21 protein-coding genes are annotated in these 22,450 nt (G+C 50.4%); 16 read left to right on the top strand and 5 right to left on the bottom strand.

Annotated elements, in window-relative coordinates; translation table 11 throughout:
- Positions 1–29 precede the first annotated feature (29 nt).
- The 5 genes from tatA (at position 30) to hemB (ending at position 3,306) form a co-directional block, all read left to right on the top strand.
- Entirely contained in the window at positions 30–278 is a 249-nt protein-coding gene (tatA, locus tag N7E60_RS00225; RefSeq protein ID WP_069588228.1) for a Sec-independent protein translocase subunit TatA, read from the top strand.
- A 2-nt stretch (positions 279–280) separates the two neighbouring features.
- Complete coding sequence (gene tatB, locus N7E60_RS00230) at positions 281–637, top strand: Sec-independent protein translocase protein TatB (protein ID WP_069588226.1); 357 nt, start codon at positions 281–283, stop codon at positions 635–637.
- A gap of 15 nt (positions 638–652) precedes the next feature.
- Positions 653–1,405, top strand: coding sequence for a twin-arginine translocase subunit TatC (gene tatC, locus N7E60_RS00235; RefSeq protein ID WP_269597813.1), 753 nt, complete (start codon positions 653–655; stop codon positions 1,403–1,405).
- Positions 1,402–2,184 carry a TatD family hydrolase gene (locus N7E60_RS00240; protein ID WP_269597814.1) on the top strand — a complete coding sequence of 261 codons (783 nt, stop codon included), beginning with the start codon at positions 1,402–1,404 and terminating at the stop codon, positions 2,182–2,184. Before tatC ends, N7E60_RS00240 begins: the two co-directional genes overlap by 4 nt.
- Positions 2,185–2,253: 69 nt before the next feature.
- Positions 2,254–3,306: a porphobilinogen synthase gene (gene hemB / locus N7E60_RS00245; RefSeq protein ID WP_069588220.1), complete on the top strand. Its 1,053-nt coding sequence runs from the start codon at positions 2,254–2,256 to the stop codon at positions 3,304–3,306.
- 109 nt (positions 3,307–3,415) lie between these two features.
- On the opposite strand, the gene asnC is transcribed toward hemB, so the two are convergent.
- On the bottom strand, positions 3,416–3,877 hold the full coding sequence (asnC, locus tag N7E60_RS00250) for a transcriptional regulator AsnC (RefSeq protein ID WP_069588218.1): 462 nt from the start codon (positions 3,875–3,877) through the stop codon (positions 3,416–3,418).
- 95 nt (positions 3,878–3,972) lie between these two features.
- Here asnC and N7E60_RS00255 point away from each other — a divergent pair, with 95 nt between their 5' ends.
- The 7 genes from N7E60_RS00255 to N7E60_RS00285 all read left to right on the top strand — a co-directional run bounded on the left by N7E60_RS00255 (position 3,973) and on the right by N7E60_RS00285 (position 11,211).
- Positions 3,973–7,155, top strand: a complete 3,183-nt coding sequence (locus N7E60_RS00255; protein ID WP_269597815.1) for an ABC transporter substrate binding protein — start codon at positions 3,973–3,975, stop codon at positions 7,153–7,155.
- 35 nt (positions 7,156–7,190) lie between these two features.
- Positions 7,191–7,970: a class I SAM-dependent methyltransferase gene (locus tag N7E60_RS00260; protein ID WP_269597816.1), complete on the top strand. Its 780-nt coding sequence runs from the start codon at positions 7,191–7,193 to the stop codon at positions 7,968–7,970.
- A complete protein-coding gene (locus N7E60_RS00265; protein ID WP_077676345.1) occupies positions 7,971–8,273 on the top strand; it encodes a hypothetical protein in 303 nt (100 codons plus the stop codon).
- Positions 8,274–8,613: 340 nt separating this feature from the next.
- A complete protein-coding gene (locus tag N7E60_RS00270) occupies positions 8,614–8,973 on the top strand; it encodes an Hpt domain-containing protein (protein ID WP_269597817.1) in 360 nt (119 codons plus the stop codon).
- A 250-nt stretch (positions 8,974–9,223) separates the two neighbouring features.
- Positions 9,224–10,009 carry a TIGR04255 family protein gene (locus N7E60_RS00275; RefSeq protein WP_269597818.1) on the top strand — a complete coding sequence of 262 codons (786 nt, stop codon included), beginning with the start codon at positions 9,224–9,226 and terminating at the stop codon, positions 10,007–10,009.
- Complete coding sequence (locus tag N7E60_RS00280; RefSeq protein ID WP_269597819.1) at positions 10,000–10,593, top strand: helix-turn-helix domain-containing protein; 594 nt, start codon at positions 10,000–10,002, stop codon at positions 10,591–10,593. Before N7E60_RS00275 ends, N7E60_RS00280 begins: the two co-directional genes overlap by 10 nt.
- Positions 10,594–10,602: 9 nt before the next feature.
- On the top strand, positions 10,603–11,211 hold the full coding sequence (locus tag N7E60_RS00285) for a hypothetical protein (RefSeq protein WP_269597820.1): 609 nt from the start codon (positions 10,603–10,605) through the stop codon (positions 11,209–11,211).
- On the opposite strand, the gene N7E60_RS00290 is transcribed toward N7E60_RS00285, so the two are convergent.
- On the bottom strand, positions 11,189–12,313 hold the full coding sequence (locus N7E60_RS00290; protein WP_269597162.1) for an ISAs1 family transposase: 1,125 nt from the start codon (positions 12,311–12,313) through the stop codon (positions 11,189–11,191). The two genes, N7E60_RS00285 and N7E60_RS00290, sit on opposite strands and share 23 nt — an antisense overlap.
- 478 nt (positions 12,314–12,791) lie before the next feature.
- The gene (gene gorA, locus N7E60_RS00295) at positions 12,792–14,147 is read right to left on the bottom strand and encodes a glutathione-disulfide reductase (protein ID WP_077456821.1); all 1,356 of its coding nucleotides are present in this window, start codon (positions 14,145–14,147) and stop codon (positions 12,792–12,794) included.
- A 294-nt stretch (positions 14,148–14,441) separates the two neighbouring features.
- On the opposite strand from gorA, the gene prlC reads away from it, so the two are divergent.
- Positions 14,442–16,481, top strand: coding sequence for an oligopeptidase A (gene prlC / locus N7E60_RS00300; RefSeq protein ID WP_269597821.1), 2,040 nt, complete (start codon positions 14,442–14,444; stop codon positions 16,479–16,481).
- A 75-nt stretch (positions 16,482–16,556) separates the two neighbouring features.
- Here the strand turns inward: prlC and gppA are convergent, their stop codons facing one another.
- Positions 16,557–18,074 (bottom strand): guanosine-5'-triphosphate,3'-diphosphate diphosphatase, encoded by a 1,518-nt coding sequence (gene gppA, locus N7E60_RS00305; protein WP_269597822.1) that lies wholly within the window; start codon positions 18,072–18,074, stop codon positions 16,557–16,559.
- A 30-nt stretch (positions 18,075–18,104) separates the two neighbouring features.
- Positions 18,105–19,397: an ATP-dependent RNA helicase RhlB gene (rhlB, locus tag N7E60_RS00310; protein ID WP_069590218.1), complete on the bottom strand. Its 1,293-nt coding sequence runs from the start codon at positions 19,395–19,397 to the stop codon at positions 18,105–18,107.
- A 112-nt stretch (positions 19,398–19,509) separates the two neighbouring features.
- Here rhlB and trxA point away from each other — a divergent pair, with 112 nt between their 5' ends.
- From trxA to N7E60_RS00325, 3 genes are all read left to right on the top strand, one after another.
- Positions 19,510–19,836 carry a thioredoxin TrxA gene (gene trxA / locus N7E60_RS00315; protein WP_069590219.1) on the top strand — a complete coding sequence of 109 codons (327 nt, stop codon included), beginning with the start codon at positions 19,510–19,512 and terminating at the stop codon, positions 19,834–19,836.
- Between the two features lie 183 nt (positions 19,837–20,019).
- Positions 20,020–21,285, top strand: coding sequence for a transcription termination factor Rho (rho, locus tag N7E60_RS00320; protein ID WP_077674499.1), 1,266 nt, complete (start codon positions 20,020–20,022; stop codon positions 21,283–21,285).
- A 239-nt stretch (positions 21,286–21,524) separates the two neighbouring features.
- Complete coding sequence (locus N7E60_RS00325) at positions 21,525–22,436, top strand: hypothetical protein (RefSeq protein WP_269597823.1); 912 nt, start codon at positions 21,525–21,527, stop codon at positions 22,434–22,436.
- The last annotated feature ends 14 nt before the right edge of the window (positions 22,437–22,450 follow it).

Consider the following 22,450-nt stretch of genomic DNA (forward strand, 5'->3'; position numbering starts at 1 on the left):
TGTAAACCAACACGTGGAAGGGAACCAGTATGGGTGGAATTAGTATTTGGCAGTTACTGATTATCGCAGTGATTGTGGTATTGCTATTTGGCACGAAAAAGCTTCGTAACATGGGCGGCGATTTAGGCTCAGCGGTGAAAGGCTTTAAGAAAGCCATGAACGACGACGAAGACAGCCAAAAAGGCAAAGACGCAGACTTCCAGCAAAAGACCCTTGATGATACTGGGGCTGAGACGTCAACAAACGAGCAAGCACGTAAAGATAAAGAGCAGGTATAACCGTGTTTGATATAGGTTTCTGGGAACTGGTGCTGATCGCCGTGATTGGCTTAGTGGTTCTGGGCCCAGAGCGACTGCCCGTCGCGATACGGAATGTGTCGCGTTGGGTGGGGGCAGCGAAGCGTATGGCGGGCTCTGTTCGAGACGAGCTCGAGCAAGAGCTTAAAATTAAAGAGCTGCAAGACAACTTACGCAAAGCTGAGCAGGCTGGCATGAAAGACCTTGACCCTGAGCTGCAGCAATCGGTGGATACCTTGCGTCAGCATGCTGCGGATGTCCAACGCCCTTATGCATCGTCGACAGAGACGCCGCGCCCTGAGGCACCGTCTTCAGAGCCGTCGCCGACCGATAAGCGATAAACGAGCAAGGCTACTATGTCCTCCGTAAATGATACCCAACCGCTAATTAGCCATTTGATGGAGCTGCGCAACCGCTTGTTGCGAGCGATCATTGCGATTCTCTTCGTCTTTATTGGCTTGGTTTATTTTGCTAACGATATATACAGCGTGGTGGCACAGCCGCTGATTGATAAGCTGCCAGAAGGCGCGAGCATGATCGCCACGGATGTGGCGTCACCGTTTTTCACGCCGATAAAGCTGACGTTAGTGATATCGGTGTTCGTGGCGGTACCGGTGATTTTGTACCAAATTTGGGCGTTTGTAGCCCCCGGTTTGTATAAGCATGAACAGCGGTTAGTGTTGCCTTTATTGGTATCGAGTTCGTTGCTCTTCTACGCGGGCGTCGCGTTTGCCTATTGGGTGGTGCTGCCATTGGTGTTTGGTTTTTTCACCTCGATAGCGCCCGAAGGGGTGCAAGTGGCGACCGATATTGCTAGTTACCTCGATTTTATCTTGGCACTGTTTTTGGCGTTTGGTATCGCGTTTGAAATTCCCATCGCCATTATTTTGCTGGTTTGGACCGGCGCGACCAGTGCACAAAGCCTGCGTCAAAAACGCCCATACGTTATCGTCGCCGCGTTCGTAGTCGGTATGATGCTGACACCACCGGATATGATTTCGCAAACCTTGCTCGCGATTCCTATGTGTTTATTGTTCGAGCTAGGTGTGTTGCTATCGCGCTTTTACGTGCCACGTGCGTCATCGGAATCGCAAGAGGCCAGTGAATGATCGATATTGGCGTGAACTTGACTAGCACGCGGTTTGATAAGGACAGAGACGCCGTGGTCGCGAGCGCGCAGCAAGCGGGCGTCACCGGTATGCTGCTGACCGGGACTAATCTGGAAGAAAGCCAAGCGGTGGCGGATCTCGCCATCCATTATCCGGCGTTTGCCTATGCCACCGCTGGCGTCCATCCGCATGATGCCAAGTCTGTCGACCCCGCGGATTTAACCGTTATCCGGCAATTAGCGCAGCGCGCCGAGGTGGTGGCGATCGGTGAGTGTGGCCTCGATTTTAATCGAGACTTCTCGCCACGGCCGCAACAAGAAGCGGTCTTTGATGCGCAGCTTGCGCTGGCGGCTGAGCTGTCGATGCCTGTCTTCATGCACTGTCGCGATGCGCACGATCGCTGGTTCGCGATTTTACGCCCTTGGCTCGATAAACTGCCCGCAGCGGTGCTGCATTGCTTTACCGGCGATGATCGCGCATTGCGTGAGTGTTTGGACGCTGGGTTATACATCGGCGTCACCGGATGGGTGTGTGATGAGCGCCGTGGACAAGCCTTGCAGCAGCAGGTTAGTTGGATCCCAGATGATAGGCTGATGATAGAAACTGACGCGCCGTATTTGCAGCCCCGCGATATACGCCCTCGGCCGAAAAGCAGCCGTAATGAGCCTAAATATTTGCCCCATATCGCACAAACTGTAGCACGGCTTCGCCAACAGTCTGTCGAACATGTTATTGACTGTACAACAAAAAACACCTTGCGCTGTTTTTCGATTCAGTGACGGGGTGAACAACCCAGTGAGGCAGTCTTCTGCCCCAAAGCCCAGGTCTGCAACATAAAGGAGGATACAGTGAGCGTATCCATTCAAGGCGCCTTTCCTGCTCGACGCCTGCGTCGTACACGCAAAACTGACTTTAGCCGCCGTATGGTGGCGGAACATTCATTGTCCGCGAGTGATTTGATTTACCCTGTTTTCATTTTGATGGGCAAAAATCGTCGTGAGCCGGTGGAGTCGATGCCCGGTATTGAGCGGATGTCGATTGACCTGCTGTTGTATGAAGCGGATTACTTGGCCAAGCTAGGTGTGCCGGCGATTGCACTATTCCCGGTGATCCCGAAGGAATTTAAAACCGCCTGTGCCTCTGAAGCCTTCAACCCCGAAGGGCTGGTGCCACGCGCGGTACGCTTGCTCAAAGAGCATGTGCCACAAATGGGTGTGATCACTGATGTGGCGTTGGACCCTTACACCATCCACGGCCAAGACGGGATCATTGATGACGACGGCTATGTGATGAACGAGCCCACCACCGAAGTGCTGATCAAACAAGCTTTGTCACACGCCGAGGCGGGTGTGGATATTGTTGCGCCGTCAGACATGATGGATGGGCGCATCGGTCGTATTCGAGACGCACTAGAGAAAAACGGCCACATCAATACCCAAATCATGGCGTACTCTGCCAAGTATGCCTCTAACTATTATGGCCCGTTCCGCGATGCGTTAGGCTCTGCGGCGAACCTGAAAGGGGGCAATAAAGCCAATTACCAAATGGATCCGGCCAACAGTGACGAAGCGCTGCATGAAGTGGCGATGGATATTGCTGAAGGGGCGGATACCGTCATGGTTAAACCGGGGATGCCGTATTTGGATGTGGTGCGCCGGGTGAAAAGTGAACTCAAAGTGCCAACCTTTGCTTACCAAGTCTCTGGTGAGTACGCCATGCACAAAGCGGCGATCGATAATGGCTGGTTAAAAGAGCGCGAGACAGTGATGGAATCACTCTTGTGCTTTAAACGTGCGGGTGCGGACGGCATTTTGACTTACTTTGCTAAACAAGTTGCCGAGTGGCTTGCTGAAGATGCAGGTGTGCCGTTGCCGCCGCGTCCTGAAGAGACCGTGGGATAAAAAAGACCCCGCGATCAACCACGCCCTGGCTATTTGGTCAGGGCGTTTTTGGTTGTGTGGCGGTTGCGTCATGATAGATACAGGGATAAAGCGTATCACCACGCAAAAATTAGGGGATTACGTTGCGGTTGATGGGGTTCTGTAGTGAGATCAGCGTTTCGGTGGATTGGACTTCATCGATGGCTTGTAGCTTGTCAATCAGCACAAACTGTAACTCTTCAATGGAGCGACACATCAGCTTCACAAAGATGTTATAGGCGCCGGTTGTGTAGTAAGCCTCAACGACCTCATCAAGCTGATTCAGCTTATCGAGCGCAGAGTGATAGTCCCGTGCGGCTTTGAGGTTGATGCCAATAAAGCAGCACACGTCGTAGCCAAGCTTTTTGGTGTTCACCAATATTTCGGTACCTTCGATAATGCCAGCTGCTTTCATTTTCTCCACGCGCACGTGAACTGTCGCGGGACTCACTTGGAACTGCTTGGCCATTTCCGCGTAAGGCACGCGCGCATCGTCGAGGAGTGTGGACAGAATACGACGATCGAGATCATCCAGTTTGGGTAAATCGTTCATTGTTGTCGTCTTGTAGTTGTAGCTAAGCCATGTTTTCCGCTGTCTCAGTTGCTTGACAGTCAATTGAGCATCTAATGTAGGGTATCGCGTTGTCTATGAAGATACCAATAAACCAACAGGAAGTGGGCGTGGGGATCAAATACCTTTTTGGCGTGTTAATACTGATGTGTACCTGCGCCGTGAGTGCAGCTCAACAACAAGTCTTGGTCGTGCACTCCTATCATCCCGGGTTCTTTTGGAATCAAGCGTTGGTCGAAGGATTAAATACGGCGACGCAAGGGCACGATATCGACTTTCAGCATACTTACTTAGAAAGTAAGCGTTACCAATCAGAAGCCTATCGCGAACAGCTGAAAAAACTCTATATCCAAAAACTCGCCAGCCAGCGTTTCGATGCCATTTTAACCACAGACAACGCCGCGCTATGGTTGATGCACGAGCTCCATGACTACGTAGGAGATACGCCCGTGGTGTACGCGGGGCTGAATAACTTTGGCCGCCAACATTACCCGCTACTACCGCGTGTGACTGGGGTGAAAGAAGAGGTCGACTTACCTCGCAACTTGGCGTTGATGAAACGCCTCCATCCTGATTTAGAACGTGTTTACCTGTTGCTGGATAACACCTTTTCAAGTCGTCAGTACTGGAATGTGGTACAAGCGCAGCTAGCGCACAGTGATTTGTCGGGTATCGAAGTGGTTCGCCTATCAGACTTATCGTTTCAGGCACTGCATGACCGTATCCAAGCGATGCATGAGGGTGAGGGCGTCTTTTATCTTTCTTACTTTCGCGACAACCAAGGCGGCTTCATGACCCGTCAAGAATACCTCGAAACCATTGTGGGTGAAGCGCCCGTTCCCGTGTACGGGGCGATGAGTTTTATGCTCGGCCACGGGGTGATTGGCGGTGTGGTGATTGATGGGGTTGAGCAGGGTAAGAACCAAGGTGAGTTGCTACTGAAAGTGCTGGCGGGTGAGCTGCCCGCTGAGCGCGACAGCACCAATGTCACCATGTTTGATTACCCTTTGGTCAAACGGTGGGATTTGGATATTAGCGATCTACGTTCAGCGGTGATCACTAATCGTCCGCAGTCGTTATGGCAGGCCCACAAAATAACCGTACAAGCGGTGTCTTTGTCCGTGCTGGTGTTGGGTAGCATCATTGTTATGCTTTGGGCCAATGTGCGTCAGCTGCGTCGTAGCGAGTCGGCACTAATGCGTCACCGCGCCATGCTCAAAGGGGTGTTCGACCAGAGTAATCAGTTTATCGCCTTGCTTGATGGTAACGGGATTCTGCTGTCGGGCAATTCCAGTTTTAATCAATTGGTTGATGTAACTCGCCAATATCAGGCAAGACCGCTCTGGTTTTGGCCGATATGGCGTAACCCTGCACGCTTAGAATCGCACCTAAAGTTAACTGAAACGACCCAGCCCCGGCGCTTTGAGCTGTGTTTGAGTGAGGCGCACCGCGAAGTGATCTTGGATGTGGCGGTCAAAAGCTTTCCCGGTGAAGCAGGCCAACCCCGTATTCTGTTTGAAGCGCGTGATATTACCCAACGTAAGCACACCGAGGAGAAACTGCAACGTAGTGAAATTGAATATCGGATGCTTTACGAACAGCAACCGGTGATCTTACTGACCGTCGATCAGCAAGCACGGATCCAATCTATCAACCAATATGCGGCGGAGCTTTTCGGTTACAACAAATCAAGCCTCCTTGGCCATAAAATCACTGAGTTGTATGCCGAGCAGCATGAGCCACCCCACCGAATGGTGCGCCGCCCACAAGACAATGACGAGCAACTTTGGCGTCGAGAGATCCCTTATCGCTCTAAAAAGGGCCAGACCTTATGGGTGAGAGAAACGGTTCGTGCCATGCACACTCAGGCACAGATACTGGTGGTCGGCGAAGACATTACCGCGCACCGTGAGATGGAAAGCCAACTGATGTATCAAGCGCATCATGACTACTTAACCGGTCTCTATAACCGCAGTTATTTTGAACAGAAGCTGGCCGATGCCTTGGTTCAGGCCCGCGAAGACGATCAGTGCCATGCGATGTTCTATATCGATATGGACCAATTTAAGCTGATTAATGACACCGCAGGCCATGAAGCCGGGGATGAGGCGTTAAAGCAAGTGGCGTTAATTGTAAGTCATCACTTACCTTCTGGCGCGGTATTATCAAGGCTTGGGGGCGATGAGTTTGGCGTTTTGGTGTACCACTGTGATGCTACCCGTGCGGTCAGTTGGGGGAAATCATTGCTGGCAGCCTTGGCGCGAAGTGAGTTCTTTTGGCATGACAGCCGGATGCGGTTGGAGTGCTCCTTAGGGATCCGCTTACTGGACCGCACCGCCGGCTCTCCGCAGCAAGTGCATGCCCAAGCTGATACAGCCTGCTATGCCGCTAAAGATGAGGGGCGTAACCGGCTCCATCTTTATCACCCGGACGATGAAGAATTGAAACGTCGCGAGCAAGAAATGGCCTATGTCAGTCATATTCATGAAGCCATTGCCGCAGACCGCTTTGAAGTGTATGCACAGCGCATTGTGAATATTAGCGGCGCACCCCAGCGTAAGCTTTATATGGAAGTGTTAGTTCGGATGCGGGATACCCAAGGTGGCTGGATCTCACCTGGGCTATTTATTCCCGCCGCAGAGCGCTACAACATGGCGCATCAACTCGATACGGTGGTGGTGAAGAAAACCTTGGCCTGGTTCGCTGCGCATCCCGAGCACGTCGATAAGTTGGGTATGGTGTCGATTAATCTATCCGGCCGCTCCATTGCGCAAAAAGAGTTTGTGCAATTTTTGGTACATGCTATCAAAGACAGTGTGATACCCAGCCGACGCATCTGCTTAGAGATCACTGAAACGGCCGCCATCAGTAACATGACCAGTGCGATGGATTTGTTTTCACGTCTTAAAGCGTTGGGCTGCTTTATTGCACTCGATGACTTTGGTGCGGGTATCTCATCGTTTGGTTACTTGAAGCGTTTACCGGTTGATATCGTGAAAATTGATGGGCAATTTGTGCGTGACATTGCCAAGGACGACACCGATTTTGCGATGGTGAAAGCCATTAACGACCTTGCCAAGCAAATGGGCAAAAAAACCGTGGCTGAGTTTGTTGAAAATAGCGAGATTTTAGAGAAGTTGCGTTTACTCGGGGTCGATTACGCACAAGGTTATCACTTTAGTGTACCAGCGCCGCTGGAGCAGCAAGTGAGAGGCTGGCCCGAGACACAGAACAGCGTGAAGGAAAAAATCCATCTCTGATATACTCGGCCAATCATTGGCTGTGGAGATCCAACGTGCAACTGACCCTTATCTGTGATGTCGCAGAGAAACAACAAGAATTTGAAAGGCTAACAAGTAAGTGGTCACTCACTCATGAGGATGATTCGCCGTTTGCGTTGGTGATGACAGAGACACGGTTGGAGCTTCGCAAACAAGATGAGCCTAAATTAGGGGCGGTCTACGTTGATTTTGTCGACGGGGCGGTCGGTCATCGCCGTAAGTTTGGTGGTGGCAAAGGCCAAGCGATCGCGAAAGCGGTGGGATTAAATAAAGGCGTGACACCGCGTGTTCTTGATGCCACTGCAGGGCTTGGCCGTGATGGGTTTGTTCTTGCCTCGCTAGGCTGTGAGGTACAGTTGATTGAACGTCATCCTGTGGTGGCAGCGTTGTTGGATGATGGTCTGCAGCGCGCTTATCAGGATGCAGAAATCGGTACTTGGATGCGCGATCGCATGACCTTGTTGCATGCAAGCAGCGCGCAGGCTCTCACCGAGATGGCGCAAACACCCGGGCTACAGCGGCCAGATGTGGTTTATCTTGACCCCATGTATCCGCATAAAAAAAAAGCCGCGTTAGTTAAAAAAGAAATGCGTGTCTTTCAATCCTTAGTCGGGGCGGACACAGATGCCGATAGCCTGCTAGACCCTGCACTGGCATTGGCACGCAGTCGTGTGGTGGTCAAACGCCCAGATTATGCTGAGCCGTTAGCCGGCATAGCCCCTCATTCGAGCATTGCGACAAAGAAAAATCGCTTTGATATGTATATCAATGCAGCACTTACGGTGGAGCGTTAGGTGGCTAAGTCGCTGTGTAAATGGCGTCGCGGAGATGTGGATGCTGAGTTAGAGCTGCTCGCGACGATTGTTTCGCCGCCTTGCGTGGCGTGCAGTAAATGTGCGCGTGTGGCCAGAGATAAAAGCTATTTGTGTCGACCTACGCCTTTGCCCGCATCGTCTGAATCAGTGACGAAAAAGGTGAAGAAAAAAGCCAAGGATGAAAAGCTAACCAAAAAAGCCCTGAAAAAGGGTAAGAAAAGCACAAAGACGGCAAAAAGCAAAAAAGAGAAGAAAAAGGCCAAAGCCAGTAAAAACCCCTAGCCTGAAGGTACAGGAATAGACTCCATGGTTACCCATGGAGTCAGCGGTGATTAATCGAGGCCTTTAACCATCAACACGGTCAACAGACCCGTGATAACGGAAACGATCAGGCCAGAAACGATTAACCAAGGCAACATATCCATCATGATTCGCACTCACTTCTATTATTGATATTGGGGGAAAAGCGAGCATGATTGGACCTGAGTTTTGCCACATCTACAATGTGCTAGACGCAGGCGGTTAATCTTAGTAACGATTAGAAACAAGGTGATGATAAGCTAATCAACAAGCCCTTGTCGCTTGTAGGTGAATCACCGTCTTCAGTAAAAAAGGATTGAGCATGAGTGACAGCCACGGAAAGACAGATCACGACGCAAGCGTGTGGGACAAAGAGGAAGCCTTAAGTCGGTTGATGGATAGCCAAGCCTTGCTCGATGAAGCCTGTACCATCTTTGTCGAAGAGACTGAAGAGCAGCTTCCAACCATGGCACAACAGATTGCAGTGGCAGATTTTGCTAACTTGGCGCGTGAAGCGCACAAGCTAAAGGGTAGTGCCAGTAACCTAGCGGCGATTGAACTGCAACAACAAGCGTTAGCCTTGGAGCTGGCAGCAAAACAGGATGATGCTGACACCGCGTCCGTGTTGTTGGTGGATATTAAAGAAGGCTTGGCACGCTTTTGCGCGCAGCTCACTCACTAACTGCCTTTTCATCATGCCAGCAAATGGTCAATAAAAACACCACGTCTTGGTATGCTCTACTTAAAGATCTGATTGTTATATAAAATCTTTGAAAGGGGGGCTTAAATCATCTTTCTTTTAGTCAATGCGTTACATAATTTTGGTTCTTTGGTGAAACTATGATCTGAATCTCCTGTCATAGAAAAATACAAGATGTGTGTAATATTTTGTGTAATAATTGACGCAGTTAGTGCCTGAAAGGTGTTCCAGTATGTCGGATTATAAGAAGTTGAAAAATCAGCCATTAGAGCTTGTTCTCGTAGAGGTAAGGTATTCACCGATCCTAAATGTGAAGAAATACATACCAGAGTTACACGATAACCTTCGTGGAGAGTTTCCGAACTTCGACGCGATTGTTGATAAAGCGGTGAACATTAATAATGACCAAGTAGACTTCTCAAACATAGAGAGGTGGTTATTCACGTCTAGAGATGGTCAACGAGTGATTGATATTGATCAAAATAGAGTCGTTTATGCAACAACGGAGTACGACCGGTTTGATGGATTTCAGGCAGATGTTCGGCAGATAGTTGAGGTGTTAAAAAACATCGTTAATCCATCAATTTATACTCGAGTTGGTCTGCGTTATTGCGACAACATAGTATCGCCCGATGGAAGTGAAGACGGCTTATCTAAGCTAGTTGTTTCTGAACTATTGTTTGATAACACGTTTAGCGATATTGGAAATAAAGGCTTCAAACGCCAAGAGTATTTAATATCAACTGGGACAACGTATCTTGTTATAAGAACTGTTCAGAGGGTTACACCAAATGTTCTCCCCGAGGATCTAGCTTCAATCGGCTTGAAAGTTAAGGTGGATGAAACCGCTAAATTAAGGTTGCTTTTAGACTTTGATCACTTCTGGCAAGACTCCAATAACCCGAGAGATTTTGAAGTTGATAATATTTTAGAAACGCTATCAGGTTTACATGAAGCATCGAGAAAAGCATTTTGGAGTGCGACGACTCAGTACGCGAGGGATGAAATATGGTTGTAGCAGACCAAACATATATTGATTATGACGACAGTAAAATTCAAATGTTAGCATCTTCGGGCCAGCATGCTGTTCAGTCAGCAGCGCATAGGACTTATCATTGTCCTAGTACTACGGAAATTTTTGAACGTATCAATTATCGTTCAGGACAGAATAAGTACTGGACCCACACTAAGTCAGATTTTAGCGATGTTCTTGTTGAAGTTAGTACGGCCGCTCCTTTTACTGAGACTCCCCAGAAAAAGCTATTAACCAAACGCTTAACTGAGTTGAAAAGCAGTCTTGAATTATCAGATGAAGAATTAGCTAGTATTTTACAAACAACCCGAAAAACGCTTCACAATTGGCAGCAAGGAAAGACTAAACCAAACAAAAATAAGATGTTAAGATTAGTTGATCATTACAACATATTAAATATGTGGAAGAGCAACGGTTATCCTGAGATATCAACATTGGATTTAGGGCATAGGAGGCAGATATTGACTATGCTTAAGCAGGATGAAGTTGACGTCGATAAACTGCTCTACTTTGGCTCAGGCTTACTGTTAACAGCAGATATTAGTGAACTAGAGGATCCCTTTGCTTAGGTAGGTGATATGGACTGTGGAAGCACTTTAGAAGCCCGCGGCTGGTTACAGGGGTGTCTTATTCCAAAGGAAAGCGCTATTGATTTATTAGAGCAAGAGGCTACCTGTTGCATCGATATCGATCAGCCAGCGTTAGCAGATGATGACTTCGTACTTGTTGTAGCTTCTCAGTCTTGTGATATTGCGAGAAACGACGTTCCTTCAGTGCAGATGCTCGTTGCGAGAGTGATTGAGGCTCGAGATCCCCAAAAGAGTTACAATGCTCATCCTCGAGTTCTCGATACCTACGTAACTCAAGTTCGGGAAGATGGGTTGAATGAGCTTTCGCTCAGAATTAGCATATTGGAGAAAGTTTTTGTACGTAAAGAGCATCTGGTTAGTATTGATTGCTTAGATGGTATTAAATGGGGAATTCAAGAAGAAAGAAGTTATAGGAACTGGCTGGGAGAGCATTATGATAGGCCCGCCTTACCGACGTCGTTTAATGATCTTTTAAAGTCCTCCGATCGAAAGCTAAAAAAAGCTGCAAAACAGTCTAATGATCATCTATATGGGATCTACATTCGCCTCAACCCCAGGGCGAGATTACGTATGCTCAAATTTCAGTCAACCCTTTGATTCCGGCCAGTACAATTTGCTCTAAATAAGCAACATTCATCGATGCCATCTTCTGCTTGCGTCTAATACTTGCCTTTTTGCTGCTCTCTAACCGAAGCATATTAAGAGCCATGTGACGCACGCCAGCGAGAATCTCCGCCGCATGCCCACGATAAATTTGGCACGCATCCTCATTCATGGTCACATCGAGAACCCAGTGGAGTCGGTTTTCTATCTCCCAATGACCACGAACTGCCTCGGCAAATCGTTCCGGTGTCAGTGTCGCTGAACTAATGTAATAGCGGTATTCCAGTGATTCTTCTCCCTTTGAGTCAATGCGATAGCTAATAGCAACACCGACCGTTTGAAGCGCTTGCCAGTCGGGGAAATCTATCGCCAGTTTCTGCGCTGGCATGACGTAATATTCGCGTGCTTCGATGCGTCCATGCCCGTGCTCAATGTCGCATTCTGGGCTTATTTTAACTAACGGTGCCAGGGCTTTTTGAACCGCTTTCTCCAAGCTTTTTTGATTGCCTTTGACTGCGAGTAAATAGTCACCACCTTGCTCAACAACTTGCTTGGCGATACCTGTTTGGCAACCCATAGCATCGATGGAAACCAAGCATCCCTTGATGTCCAACAGGTTGATGAGTTCGGGTATCGCTGTGATTTCATTCGACTTGTCTTGAGTCTTAACCTGGCCCATTACCACACCATTCGCTGTCGCAAAGGCACTGACCATGTGGAGAGTGGATTGCCTATCTTCTCGGTTATAGGAGCTACGGAGCACCTTCCCGTCGATAGCAATCAGAGCGCCGTTAGCGTGCACGTTGACGGCCTGCATCCATTTCAAAAAACAGTCCTGAAACTGGTCAGGTTCGATGGAAGAAACCACTCTGGCAATCGTGTCATGAACGGGAATGCCTTGAAGGAACAGGCCTTTATCTTGCAGCCAATCAAGGTGTGCTTCGCCAAAGTCTTCAATGTCTTCCCATCCCTCCATGCCAGCAATGGTGGCGCACACCGTTAGGAATAAGATATCGAACAAAGGGTACGAAATTTTGGCTGATTGTCGTGTGTCTTGGATAACAGAAAAGTACTGAGAAAAAGCATCGATGGACATCGTGAACTCCCGTCAAAAAGGGAGTATATGATCACAGCGATAAGTGATCGTCAAACTGATCTACTTTGCTCAAAATTCGTTCGTGATCTTGCCCTGGCCTCAACCCAAACCGCGATCTTGCTGAAGGTGAGCAGTATGATGCACAACTGCTCGGAGCTTTGACTAATGACGGAGATACCCAAATTGCTCAAAGTATGATTGATCGCCATAAAGAAATACTACAAAACGCAGGAATCAACGTTACACATGCAATTGTTAAGGACAAAAAGCAGATTAGCATGGCTGCCTTGGAAGGTATGACTAGATTTCATTTAGATTACTTGTCTTTCCGTACAGATACGACAGAATTCCCTGCTGAGGTAAGTCCCGGTATCTGAAGTGATTAAATTGATTAAAAATAGCTTATTCGAAAGATTGTAATTACCCTCTAAAGAAACGCCGAGCACAGTGCTCGGCGTTGCTCTTACCGATACCGGGTTTAGCGCATGGTAACAAACTCTTCTGAACCGGTCGGGTGAATCGCGACCACACTGTCAAAATCTGCTTTTGTCGCTCCCATTTTCATCGCGACGGCAAATCCTTGGATCATTTCATCGACGGTGAAGCCGATACCGTGAAGGCCCACGACTTTTTCATCGTCACCGGCACACACTAGTTTCATTTTACAAGGTTGGCGGTGCTGGGTGACGGCCGTATACATCGCAGCAAACGTCGAGGTGTAGACCTTGATATTGTCATCCCCATATTTGGCGCGCGCTTCGGGCTCGGTCAAGCCAATAGTGCCGATTGGCGGATGGCTAAATACCACGGTTGGGACGAGGTCATAGTCCATTTTTGCCTCGCTCTGGCCATTGAATAGGCGCTCCGAGAGCAGACGACCTGCTTTTACCGCCACAGGGGTGAGCTCAATGCCACCATCCATAATGTCACCGACACAGTAAATGCCCGGCACGCTGGTGGTTTGGTAAGGGTCTACCTTAATGTAGCCGTCCGCGGTGGTTTGTACATCGGTCGCGGCCAAATTGATCTTGTCGGTGGTTGGATGGCGGCCAATCGCCCAGATCAGTGTGTCTGTGTTATGCGTGGTGCCGTTCTCGAACGCAAGGGTCAGGCTGCCGTCGCTTTCTTTGGTGACAGAGACAGGCACCGACTGGGTATGCAGAGTCGGGCCTTCTTTTTCAATCACTTCGACCAAGGTGTCAGTCACCAAGGGGTCAAAGCTTCGCAGCGGACGGTCTTTGCGCACAAACAAGTGGGTATCTGACCCTAGCGCATGCAGTACGCCTGCGATTTCAACCGCAATATAGCCAGCACCGACTACGGCGACACGCTTAGGTTGTTCGGTGAGGGCAAAGAAACCATCTGAGTCGATGCCATGTTCAGCACCGGGAATGTTCGGAATCGTGGGGGTGCCACCAACCGCAATCAAGATATGATCGGCGGTGTAGTGTTCGCCGTCCACCTCGACGGTTTTGTTATCGACAAAGCGCGCAAAGCCGTGAATGACATCAATGTTGTTTTTACCCAACACGTTTTCGTAGGCTTTGTGGATACGGCCGATGTAGGCTTCGCGGTTATTGATCAAGGTTGACCAGTCAAAGCCTTTCACTTCAACATCAAACCCATAATCCGGGGCATAAAGATTGAGGGCTTCGGCTACTTGCGCGCCATGCCACATCACTTTTTTGGGCACACAGCCCACGTTTACACAGGTTCCACCGAGGTGTTTTGCTTCAATCAGGGCGACTTTGGCACCGTGCATCGCGGCACGGTTGGCAGAGGCAATACCGCCGCTGCCGCCACCGATACAGATGTAGTCGAAATGCTTCGCCATGTCTTTCTCCATCTTATACGCACGAGCGTGCTTCTGGCTTTTGTTTCGTGGTCAGCTTGTCGCGTTTCAGGTCGCTTGTAAAGTGGCGCCGCGCTGACCATTGAGGTTGAGTGAATGTAAGCTTATCAAACCTTTGGTGTGGCGGCAGTCTCAGAATCATTTTGTAACGGTCGCAATCTGTATAAGTTGGAGTGCGGGGATTGAAAAGCGTTCTCACAGACGGCATATACATGAGGTCACTTATCGTTTAGACGCGCGAAGCACGGGCGTCTCGTCAGCAAAAAGGAAGGCATTATGTCCAACCCGCTACTTCAGTTTGAGGATTTACCTCCATTTTCAGCGATCAATCCAGAGCATGTTAAGCCGGCAGTGGACGCCGCAATTGCCGATTGTCGCCAAGCAGTCGAGCAGGCGGCTGAGCAAGCGTCGCCAAGTTGGGAGACGGTTTGTGCTCCGCTCGCCGAAGTCGAAGATCGTCTCAGCCGTTTATGGTCGCCAGTGAGCCATATGAACGCGGTAGTTAACAGCAAACCACTACGTGAAGCCTACGAAAGCTGTCTGCCGCTGTTGTCGGAATATTCGACGTGGCGCGGTCAGCACAAAGGCTTGTATCACGCCTACAAAGCCATCAAAGACAGCGCGGACTTTTCATCACTCGATACGGCCCAGCAAAAAGCCATCACCGATGCGCTGCGTGATTTCGAGCTGTCTGGCATTGCGCTGCCTGCCGATCAACAACACCGTTTTGGTGAAATTCAAAAACGCTTGTCGGAGCTTTCCTCTTCATTTAGCAACAATGTACTGGATGCCACCATGGGGTGGAGCAAGCTGGTGAGTGATAAAAGTGAGTTAGCGGGCTTGCCCGAATCAGCGCTGAACGCAGCGAAAGCGCAAGCTGAGAGTAAATCTCAGCAAGGTTACTTACTGACCCTCGATATTCCTTCGTACTTACCAGTCATGATGTACTGCGATAACCAAGCATTACGTCAAGAAATGTATGAAGCTTTCTCAACGCGAGCCTCTGATCGTGGCCCGCAGGCCGGCCAGTGGGACAACACCGAGCTGATGAACGAGTCGCTACGTTTAAAATATGAACTGGCGCGCTTGTTGGGCTTTAACAATTACAGCGAGTTGTCGCTGGCGACCAAAATGGCAGAGAGCCCCGAGCAGGTGATGGGCTTTTTGAATGAGCTGGTTAGCAAAGCCAGTCCACAAGGCGAGCGAGAGTTCGCGGAAGTAAAAGCTTACGCCAAGCAAGAGTTTGGGGTGGAGACGCTGGCGCCTTGGGATATCCCTTACTACAGCGAAAAACTCAAGCAGGCGCGCTATGCGATTTCTGATGAAGCGCTACGTCCTTACTTCCCAGAATCGCGCGTACTAAGTGGCCTGTTTGAAGTCATGAAGCGTGTGTTTGGCATGACGGTAACCGAACGCCAAGGTGTCGATACGTGGCATAAAGATGTGCGTTTTTATGACATTCACGACAGTCAGGGCACGCTGCGCGGGAGCTTCTATTTAGACTTGTACGCACGTGAGAATAAGCGTGGCGGTGCATGGATGGATGAGTGTCGCGTTCGTCGCCGTAAAACAAATGGCGAGTTACAAACGCCGGTGGCGTACTTGACCTGTAACTTCAACCCACCGGTCGGTGATGATCCTGCGCTGTTTACCCATGACGAAGTTGAAACCCTGTTCCACGAGTTCGGTCACGGCATTCACCACATGCTGACACAAGTCGAAGTGGCGGATGTCTCGGGAATCAACGGTGTGCCTTGGGATGCGGTAGAGCTGCCGAGTCAGTTTTTGGAGAACTGGTGCTGGGAGCAAGAGGCGCTGAGCTTTATCTCGGGCCACTATCAAACCGGAGAAGCCTTGCCGGACGATATGCTAGAGAAGATGCTGGCGGCGAAAAACTTCAATTCAGCGATGGCGATGTTGCGCCAGCTCGAATTCAGCTTGTTCGACTTTAGCTTGTTCAGTCAATTTGACCCCGAGGTGGGTCCACGGATCATGGAAACGCTCAATGCCGTACGTGAGCAGGTTTCTGTGGTGCCCACGCCGGAGTGGAATCGCTTCCCGCATGCGTTTGGGCACATCTTTGCAGGGGGCTACAGCGCAGGTTATTACAGCTACAAATGGGCTGAAGTGCTGTCGAGCGATGCCTACTCTCGCTTTGAAGAAGAAGGGATCTTTAATCGCGAAACCGGTGAAGATTTCCTCAACCATATCCTCAGTCGTGGGGGAAGCGAAGCGCCGATGGCGTTGTTTGTTCGCTTCCGTGGCCGTGAGCCAAGCCCTGATGCGCTGCTGCGCCACAGTGGTATTTCCGCGTAGTCACACGACGATTGACCAAGTAAGAGCTCGCGCAATGCGGGCCTTTTTGTGCTCAACGGGATGGGTGAGTGCGATTTAGACACCGCCATCGGCGTGGGTGATCACGACCAGCGGTTGACCAAGGCTGGATTGACGCAAGGCTTCTTGCTCCAGCTCGGCACTCAGCAATGGGCTGCTATCCAGCAACGTGGAGTCTAAGGTTAAGGTGAGCGCATCACCGTCTGCACAAAGGCGACTGAGTGGCCGTACGCGGCTGTCTCGGCGGTGGCACAGAATCACCGCCAAACGCAGCAAACGCAGGAGGCGATTGGCACTTTGCGCTGACAAAGCATGTTGGCCATCAATGCGAACCAGTTGCTCACGGTAGTAGCGAAGCAAGGTGGCAATCAGCTGCTTTTGGGCGCGCGTAAAGCCGGGTAAGTCGAGATGGGTGATCAAATAGGCCGCATGGTCGCCGTCTTGTTTAAAGCCAATGCTTAAGCCAATTTCGTGCACACAGGCTGCGGCATGAAGCAAGCTACTGGCGTGGGGCTCTGGCACCCAGTCAGGCGGGCATTGGTGAAGTAAATCCAACGCCGTTTGTGCCACCGCCATGCCATGCGCTTCATCGAGCTGATAGCGAGATTGAATACTGGCGATGGTGCGCGCGCGTATATCGCTGTGGCGCATTGCGGTCATCATTTCATACACCAGACCTTCACGGAGTGCGCCGCCAGCCAGTGTCATGCTGGTGACATCCAAGCATTCAAAAATGGCGATCAGTATCGATAAGCCGCTTGGGAAAACCAAGGCGCGTTCAAGCGTGAGGCCGTCAATGTCGAGTGCATCCATTTGCCCGCACGCAATGGCTTGGTCGCGCAAACGATGGAGTTTTTCCAGCGTGATGACTTCGTCCATGCCTTGCGTGACCATGATTTCTTGCAAGGCTTGCACTGTTCCGCTGGCGCCTACGCAACAATCCCACCCGAGGGCGCGATAGGCGGCCATATGAGGCGCTAATTCCGCTTTAGCTCCGGCAATTGCGGCATCGAACGCCGCTTGATTGAGGACACGGTCGGCAAAGTAGTCTTCAAGGAAGGTCACGCAGCCCATATTAAGGCTTTGCAGTAGCGCGGGCTCAAATTGTTGGCCAATGATCAGCTCGGTGCTGGCCCCACCAATATCTACCACCAAGCGTTTTCCTGGGCCGCCCGAGGTATGGGCTACCCCTTGGTAGATGGTGCGCGCTTCTTCTTCACCAGAGATGATCTCGATGTTGTGGCCTAATAGTTGGTTTGCTTTGGCGAGAAACGCATCAGCGTTCGAGGCTCGGCGTAATGCGGCCGTCGCCACCACCCGAATATGATCGGCTTCAAAGTCTTGCAAGCGTTCAGAGAAAAGCGCGAGGCATTCCCAGCCGCGCTGCATGGCTTCATCACTGAGCTGGCGTTGTGCGTTCATTCCCGCCGCTAGGCGGACTTTGCGCTTAATTTTGGCCAGTGTTTGCACACTGCCAGCCACTTGACGCACAACCAGCATGTGAAAGCTGTTAGAGCCTAAATCAATCGCCGCATAAAGCGACGATGTGTGAGCGGTGGTTCCATCACGACGCATGGCGCGACCTTACCTCATAACTGCCGAATGTTATGCCGACTTTTGTGGGCGTCGACGTTGACGATTGCGGTTGTTGCCGCTGTTGTTTTTGCCAGTATTACGACGACTGTTCACCTGACGTTTGGCTATCTTTTTCGGGGCCGGTAAATCCGTGAGCAGTGCGCTGCGATCAAATTCGCTGACCGGAATACTGTGTTCAATGTATTCCTCAATGGCGGGCAAATTGATGGCGTATTCTTCACAGGCAAAGCTGATGGAGCTACCACTGGCGCCAGCACGACCGGTACGGCCAATGCGGTGCACATAGTCTTCAGCATCGTCGGGCAAGTCGTAGTTAAACACGTGGGTGACTTGCGGAATATGCAAGCCGCGCGCAGCGACATCGGTGGCCACCAACAAATCAATCTCACCTTTGGTGAATTGCTCGAGGATTTTCACCCGCTTTTTCTGCGGAACGTCACCAGTCAGTAGACCAACGCGATGATCGTCTGCCGCAAGGTGGGCCCAAATTGACTCGCAGCGATGCTTGGTGTTAGCAAAAATGATCGCGCGCTCCGGCCAGTCTTCTTCGATCAAGGTTTGCAGCAAGGGCATTTTTTCGTTGTTAGAAGGCTGGAAAAGCTCTTCTTTAATGCGATGGCCGGTTTTTTGTTCTGGCTCGATCACCACATGCTCAGGATTGGTCATGTGCTCGAAGGCCAGTTCTTGAACGCGATAAGACAAGGTGGCAGAAAACAACATGTTCAAGCGCTTGTTAGCCGCAGGCATACGGTTAAACAAGAAGCGAATGTCTTTGATAAAGCCTAAATCGAACATGCGATCCGCTTCATCCAACACCACTGCCTGAATGCCATGTAAATCAATCACTTTCTTCTTGTAGAAGTCGATGATACGGCCGCAGGTTCCGATTAAAATATCAACGCCTTGCTCAAGTGTTTGTTGCTGTTTGTCATAGCCTTCGCCACCATAGGCAAGCCCTGCGGTGATCGAAGTATGCGCAAGTAATGGTTCCGCATCGTTATAGATCTGAATGGCCAATTCGCGCGTAGGAGCTAATATGATTGCCCGTGGTTGGTTAGTTTTCCGTGACGCTGGTGCGTCAGTGGTTAACAAGTGATGAAACGTCGCAGCCAGAAACGCCAGGGTTTTGCCTGTCCCCGTTTGCGCCTGTCCTGCAATGTCTTGGCCGGTGAGCAGGACCGGCAATGCCTTTGCTTGGATAGGCGTACATTGGGTGAACCCTTTGGCCTCCAAGCTCTTGAGAACATCGGCGTGCAAGCCGAGCTCGGCAAATTTCTGCTCTGTGATATGCGTCATTTTCATCCGGATAGAATATCAGCTTAGGCTTGCAATACGGAAGCGAATCCAGTCAAATAGTGCCATTATTTACTGGTCGCAATTTAGCCAGTAACAAAAACATGTATTGGAGTAGAAGATGAGCGACAAAATTTTGCAGCTAACCGACGACAGCTTTGACGCAGACGTTTTAAATGCTGCAGGACCTGTACTGGTTGATTTTTGGGCAGAATGGTGTGGGCCATGTAAAATGATCGCGCCAATCCTGGACGAAATCGCCGACGAGTACGAAGGTAAAGTCACCATCGGAAAACTGAACATTGACCAGAACGCAGGTACACCGCCTAAGTTCGGCATCCGTGGTATCCCGACATTGCTGCTATTTAAAGATGGCGGCGTGGCAGCAACTAAGGTTGGTGCATTGTCAAAAACTCAGTTGAAAGAGTTCCTTGACGCTAACCTATAATATTAAGACGGCCGCCACTGCCTCCCAGTGGCGGTTGTTTTTCTGTCAACTAGACGATACCCCATTTTGGTGCTACCTTATTGCACGGAAATTGTACTTCTGTTCATCTCTCGAACATGCCACTGGTCTCGACACGCTAACTAATTTCAGACCTCAACTTTGACAAACAAGACACTCACCACTATGAATCTTACCGAACTGAAGACTCAACCCGTCTCGACGCTGGTTGCGCTTGGCGAAAGCATGGGACTCGAAAACCTAGCTCGCTTGCGTAAACAGGACATCATTTTCTCGATCCTCAAACAGCACGCAAAAAGCGGTGAAGACATTTTCGGCAATGGCGTGCTGGAAATTCTTCAAGACGGGTTTGGCTTCCTGCGTAGCGCAGACAGCTCGTATTTGGCCGGCCCAGATGACATCTATGTGTCGCCAAGCCAAATTCGTCGCTTTAACCTGCGCACAGGCGATACCATCGCGGGTAAAATTCGTCCCCCTAAAGACGGCGAGCGCTACTTCGCGCTATTGAAAGTTAACCAAGTTAACAGCGACAAACCAGACAACGCCCGCAGTAAAATCCTCTTCGAAAACTTAACCCCTTTGCACGCCAGCGAACGTATGGTGATGGAGCGCGGAAACGGCTCGACAGAAGACATCACTGCCCGTGTGCTCGACTTAGCCTCGCCAATCGGTAAAGGTCAACGTGGTTTGATTGTTGCGCCGCCAAAAGCGGGTAAAACCATGCTGCTGCAAAACATCGCGCAAAGCATCGCTTACAACCACCCAGAATGTGAGTTGATGGTGCTGTTGATCGATGAGCGTCCGGAAGAAGTGACCGAGATGCAGCGCTTGGTGAAAGGGGAAGTGGTTGCATCGACCTTTGATGAGCCAGCAAGCCGTCACGTACAAGTGGCCGATATGGTGATTGAAAAAGCTAAGCGTTTAGTCGAACACAAAAAAGACGTGGTGATCCTGCTGGACTCAATTACTCGTCTGGCGCGTGCTTACAACACAGTTGTACCGTCTTCCGGTAAAGTATTGACTGGTGGTGTCGACGCCAACGCCTTGCACCGTCCTAAGCGCTTCTTTGGTGCGGCCCGTAACGTGGAAGAAGGTGGTAGCTTGACCATTATCGCGACTGCGCTGGTGGATACAGGCTCGAAGATGGACGAAGTCATCTACGAAGAATTTAAAGGGACAGGTAACATGGAATTGCACCTGTCACGCAAGATTGCCGAGAAGCGTGTCTTCCCAGCCATCGACTTCACGCGCTCTGGCACCCGTCGCGAAGAGTTGCTGACCAAAGCGGATGAACTACAGAAGATGTGGATCCTGCGTAAGATTGTCCACCCAATGGGGGAAATCGAAGGCATGGAATTCTTGATTGATAAGCTGGCCATGTCGAAGACCAATGATGAGTTCTTTGACGCCATGCGACGTCAAAACTCCTGATCCGGATCGTAATTGTGAAAAGCACTGTCTGCGGGCAGTGCTTTTTTATTGCCTATTGAACGCTGACTTCGCACAATGGTCTCACCCTACATGGATGTAGCCGGATTGCTACAAGTGGTACAGGATTGCAACGGATGGCAAGATGTTTTCGCGTGTTAGTGCTGATAGCATGCCTAGTCGTAGGCACAATGCCCAGCCGCGCAGCGGTCACGGAGGCGTCAACGCCGAGCGGACAAATCGTGACGCAGGCGTTTATTGATGGCTTATTAGAGACGCCTTCTACCCAGCAAGCCATGGCGATCGCGTTTCAGCGACAAATGGCTGATGATATTGACGGATTGCGTGCTCACCTACAAAGCCTGTCGCCGTTGATCCAAGAGGCGACTTTGTTCCGACTCCTTTCCACACCCACACGTTTGGATAACCCCGATTGGCGCACTTTCTTGCGCGATCTTAGTCACCAGCAACCGCATTTTTTATTACGTCATCAGCAAGACGGCTATTGGGTTACCACCCCCGCTTTCCACTATGCGGCCGCGGCACGTCAGCAATTAAACCGTTATCAGCACGAGCAACTGACCCAAGAACTCGGCATGTTATTAAGCTATCGCCAGTTGGTGATTGCTGATTGGGTGAAACCTGACGGTGCAGATTATGCGCGGCGCCGTGATGCCTTGGTAGCGATGATTGGTGACTATGAGGCCAATGGTTTGGCCTATTTGGCCGAGCAATACCTGCATGACCCACGATTACTCTGGCTGCCTGACAACGCGATCTTGGCGGTGCTTGCTGAGAAAACGCAGCATCCGGAACTGTACGCCCGATTATGGCGTCGAGGCACGGATGCGTATAGTTTAGAGGCCTTACATGCCTTGAAAGGACAGGTGAGTGATAGCTTTTCGGTGAGCCAAATGATGGCAGCGGCGAGAAATCCCTCTTTGCGCGACACCGCGATTCGCCAGCTTGCCAGCTTGTCACCGTTGCCAGCGCCGGTTGCGGATTTTCTCGTGGCACAGTTGTCATTGCGCCAAGGTGATCAGGTAGCGCAACTGCTCGTCGAGGCAGGAAAAGGGGAATGGCTAACCGGATTACAAGCCGAGTTGGGTCCGCTAGGCCGTCAGCACATTGCATCTGCGTTGTCGTCGCGCTAATGTCACCGCTTCAC

It is taken from the genome of Salinivibrio proteolyticus, from assembly GCF_027286365.1.
In the GTDB taxonomy this organism is placed as follows: Bacteria; Pseudomonadota; Gammaproteobacteria; order Enterobacterales; family Vibrionaceae; genus Salinivibrio; species Salinivibrio proteolyticus.

Bases quoted from the DNA above. Each gene is read 5' to 3' on its own strand.
- gorA (WP_077456821.1), bottom strand. From the start codon at position 14,147: ATGGCGAAGCATTTCGACTACATCTGTATCGGTGGCGGCAGCGGCGGT.
- N7E60_RS00270 (WP_269597817.1), top strand. From the start codon at position 8,614: ATGAGTGACAGCCACGGAAAGACAGATCACGACGCAAGCGTGTGGGAC.
- N7E60_RS00290 (WP_269597162.1), bottom strand. From the start codon at position 12,313: ATGTCCATCGATGCTTTTTCTCAGTACTTTTCTGTTATCCAAGACACA.
- rho (WP_077674499.1), top strand. From the start codon at position 20,020: ATGAATCTTACCGAACTGAAGACTCAACCCGTCTCGACGCTGGTTGCG.
- rhlB (WP_069590218.1), bottom strand. From the start codon at position 19,397: ATGAAAATGACGCATATCACAGAGCAGAAATTTGCCGAGCTCGGCTTG.
- gppA (WP_269597822.1), bottom strand. From the start codon at position 18,074: ATGCGTCGTGATGGAACCACCGCTCACACATCGTCGCTTTATGCGGCG.
- N7E60_RS00275 (WP_269597818.1), top strand. From the start codon at position 9,224: ATGTCGGATTATAAGAAGTTGAAAAATCAGCCATTAGAGCTTGTTCTC.
- tatC (WP_269597813.1), top strand. From the start codon at position 653: ATGTCCTCCGTAAATGATACCCAACCGCTAATTAGCCATTTGATGGAG.
- N7E60_RS00255 (WP_269597815.1), top strand. From the start codon at position 3,973: ATGAAGATACCAATAAACCAACAGGAAGTGGGCGTGGGGATCAAATAC.
- tatA (WP_069588228.1), top strand. From the start codon at position 30: ATGGGTGGAATTAGTATTTGGCAGTTACTGATTATCGCAGTGATTGTG.
- trxA (WP_069590219.1), top strand. From the start codon at position 19,510: ATGAGCGACAAAATTTTGCAGCTAACCGACGACAGCTTTGACGCAGAC.
- N7E60_RS00240 (WP_269597814.1), top strand. From the start codon at position 1,402: ATGATCGATATTGGCGTGAACTTGACTAGCACGCGGTTTGATAAGGAC.
- N7E60_RS00285 (WP_269597820.1), top strand. From the start codon at position 10,603: ATGGACTGTGGAAGCACTTTAGAAGCCCGCGGCTGGTTACAGGGGTGT.
- prlC (WP_269597821.1), top strand. From the start codon at position 14,442: ATGTCCAACCCGCTACTTCAGTTTGAGGATTTACCTCCATTTTCAGCG.
- N7E60_RS00280 (WP_269597819.1), top strand. From the start codon at position 10,000: ATGGTTGTAGCAGACCAAACATATATTGATTATGACGACAGTAAAATT.
- asnC (WP_069588218.1), bottom strand. From the start codon at position 3,877: ATGAACGATTTACCCAAACTGGATGATCTCGATCGTCGTATTCTGTCC.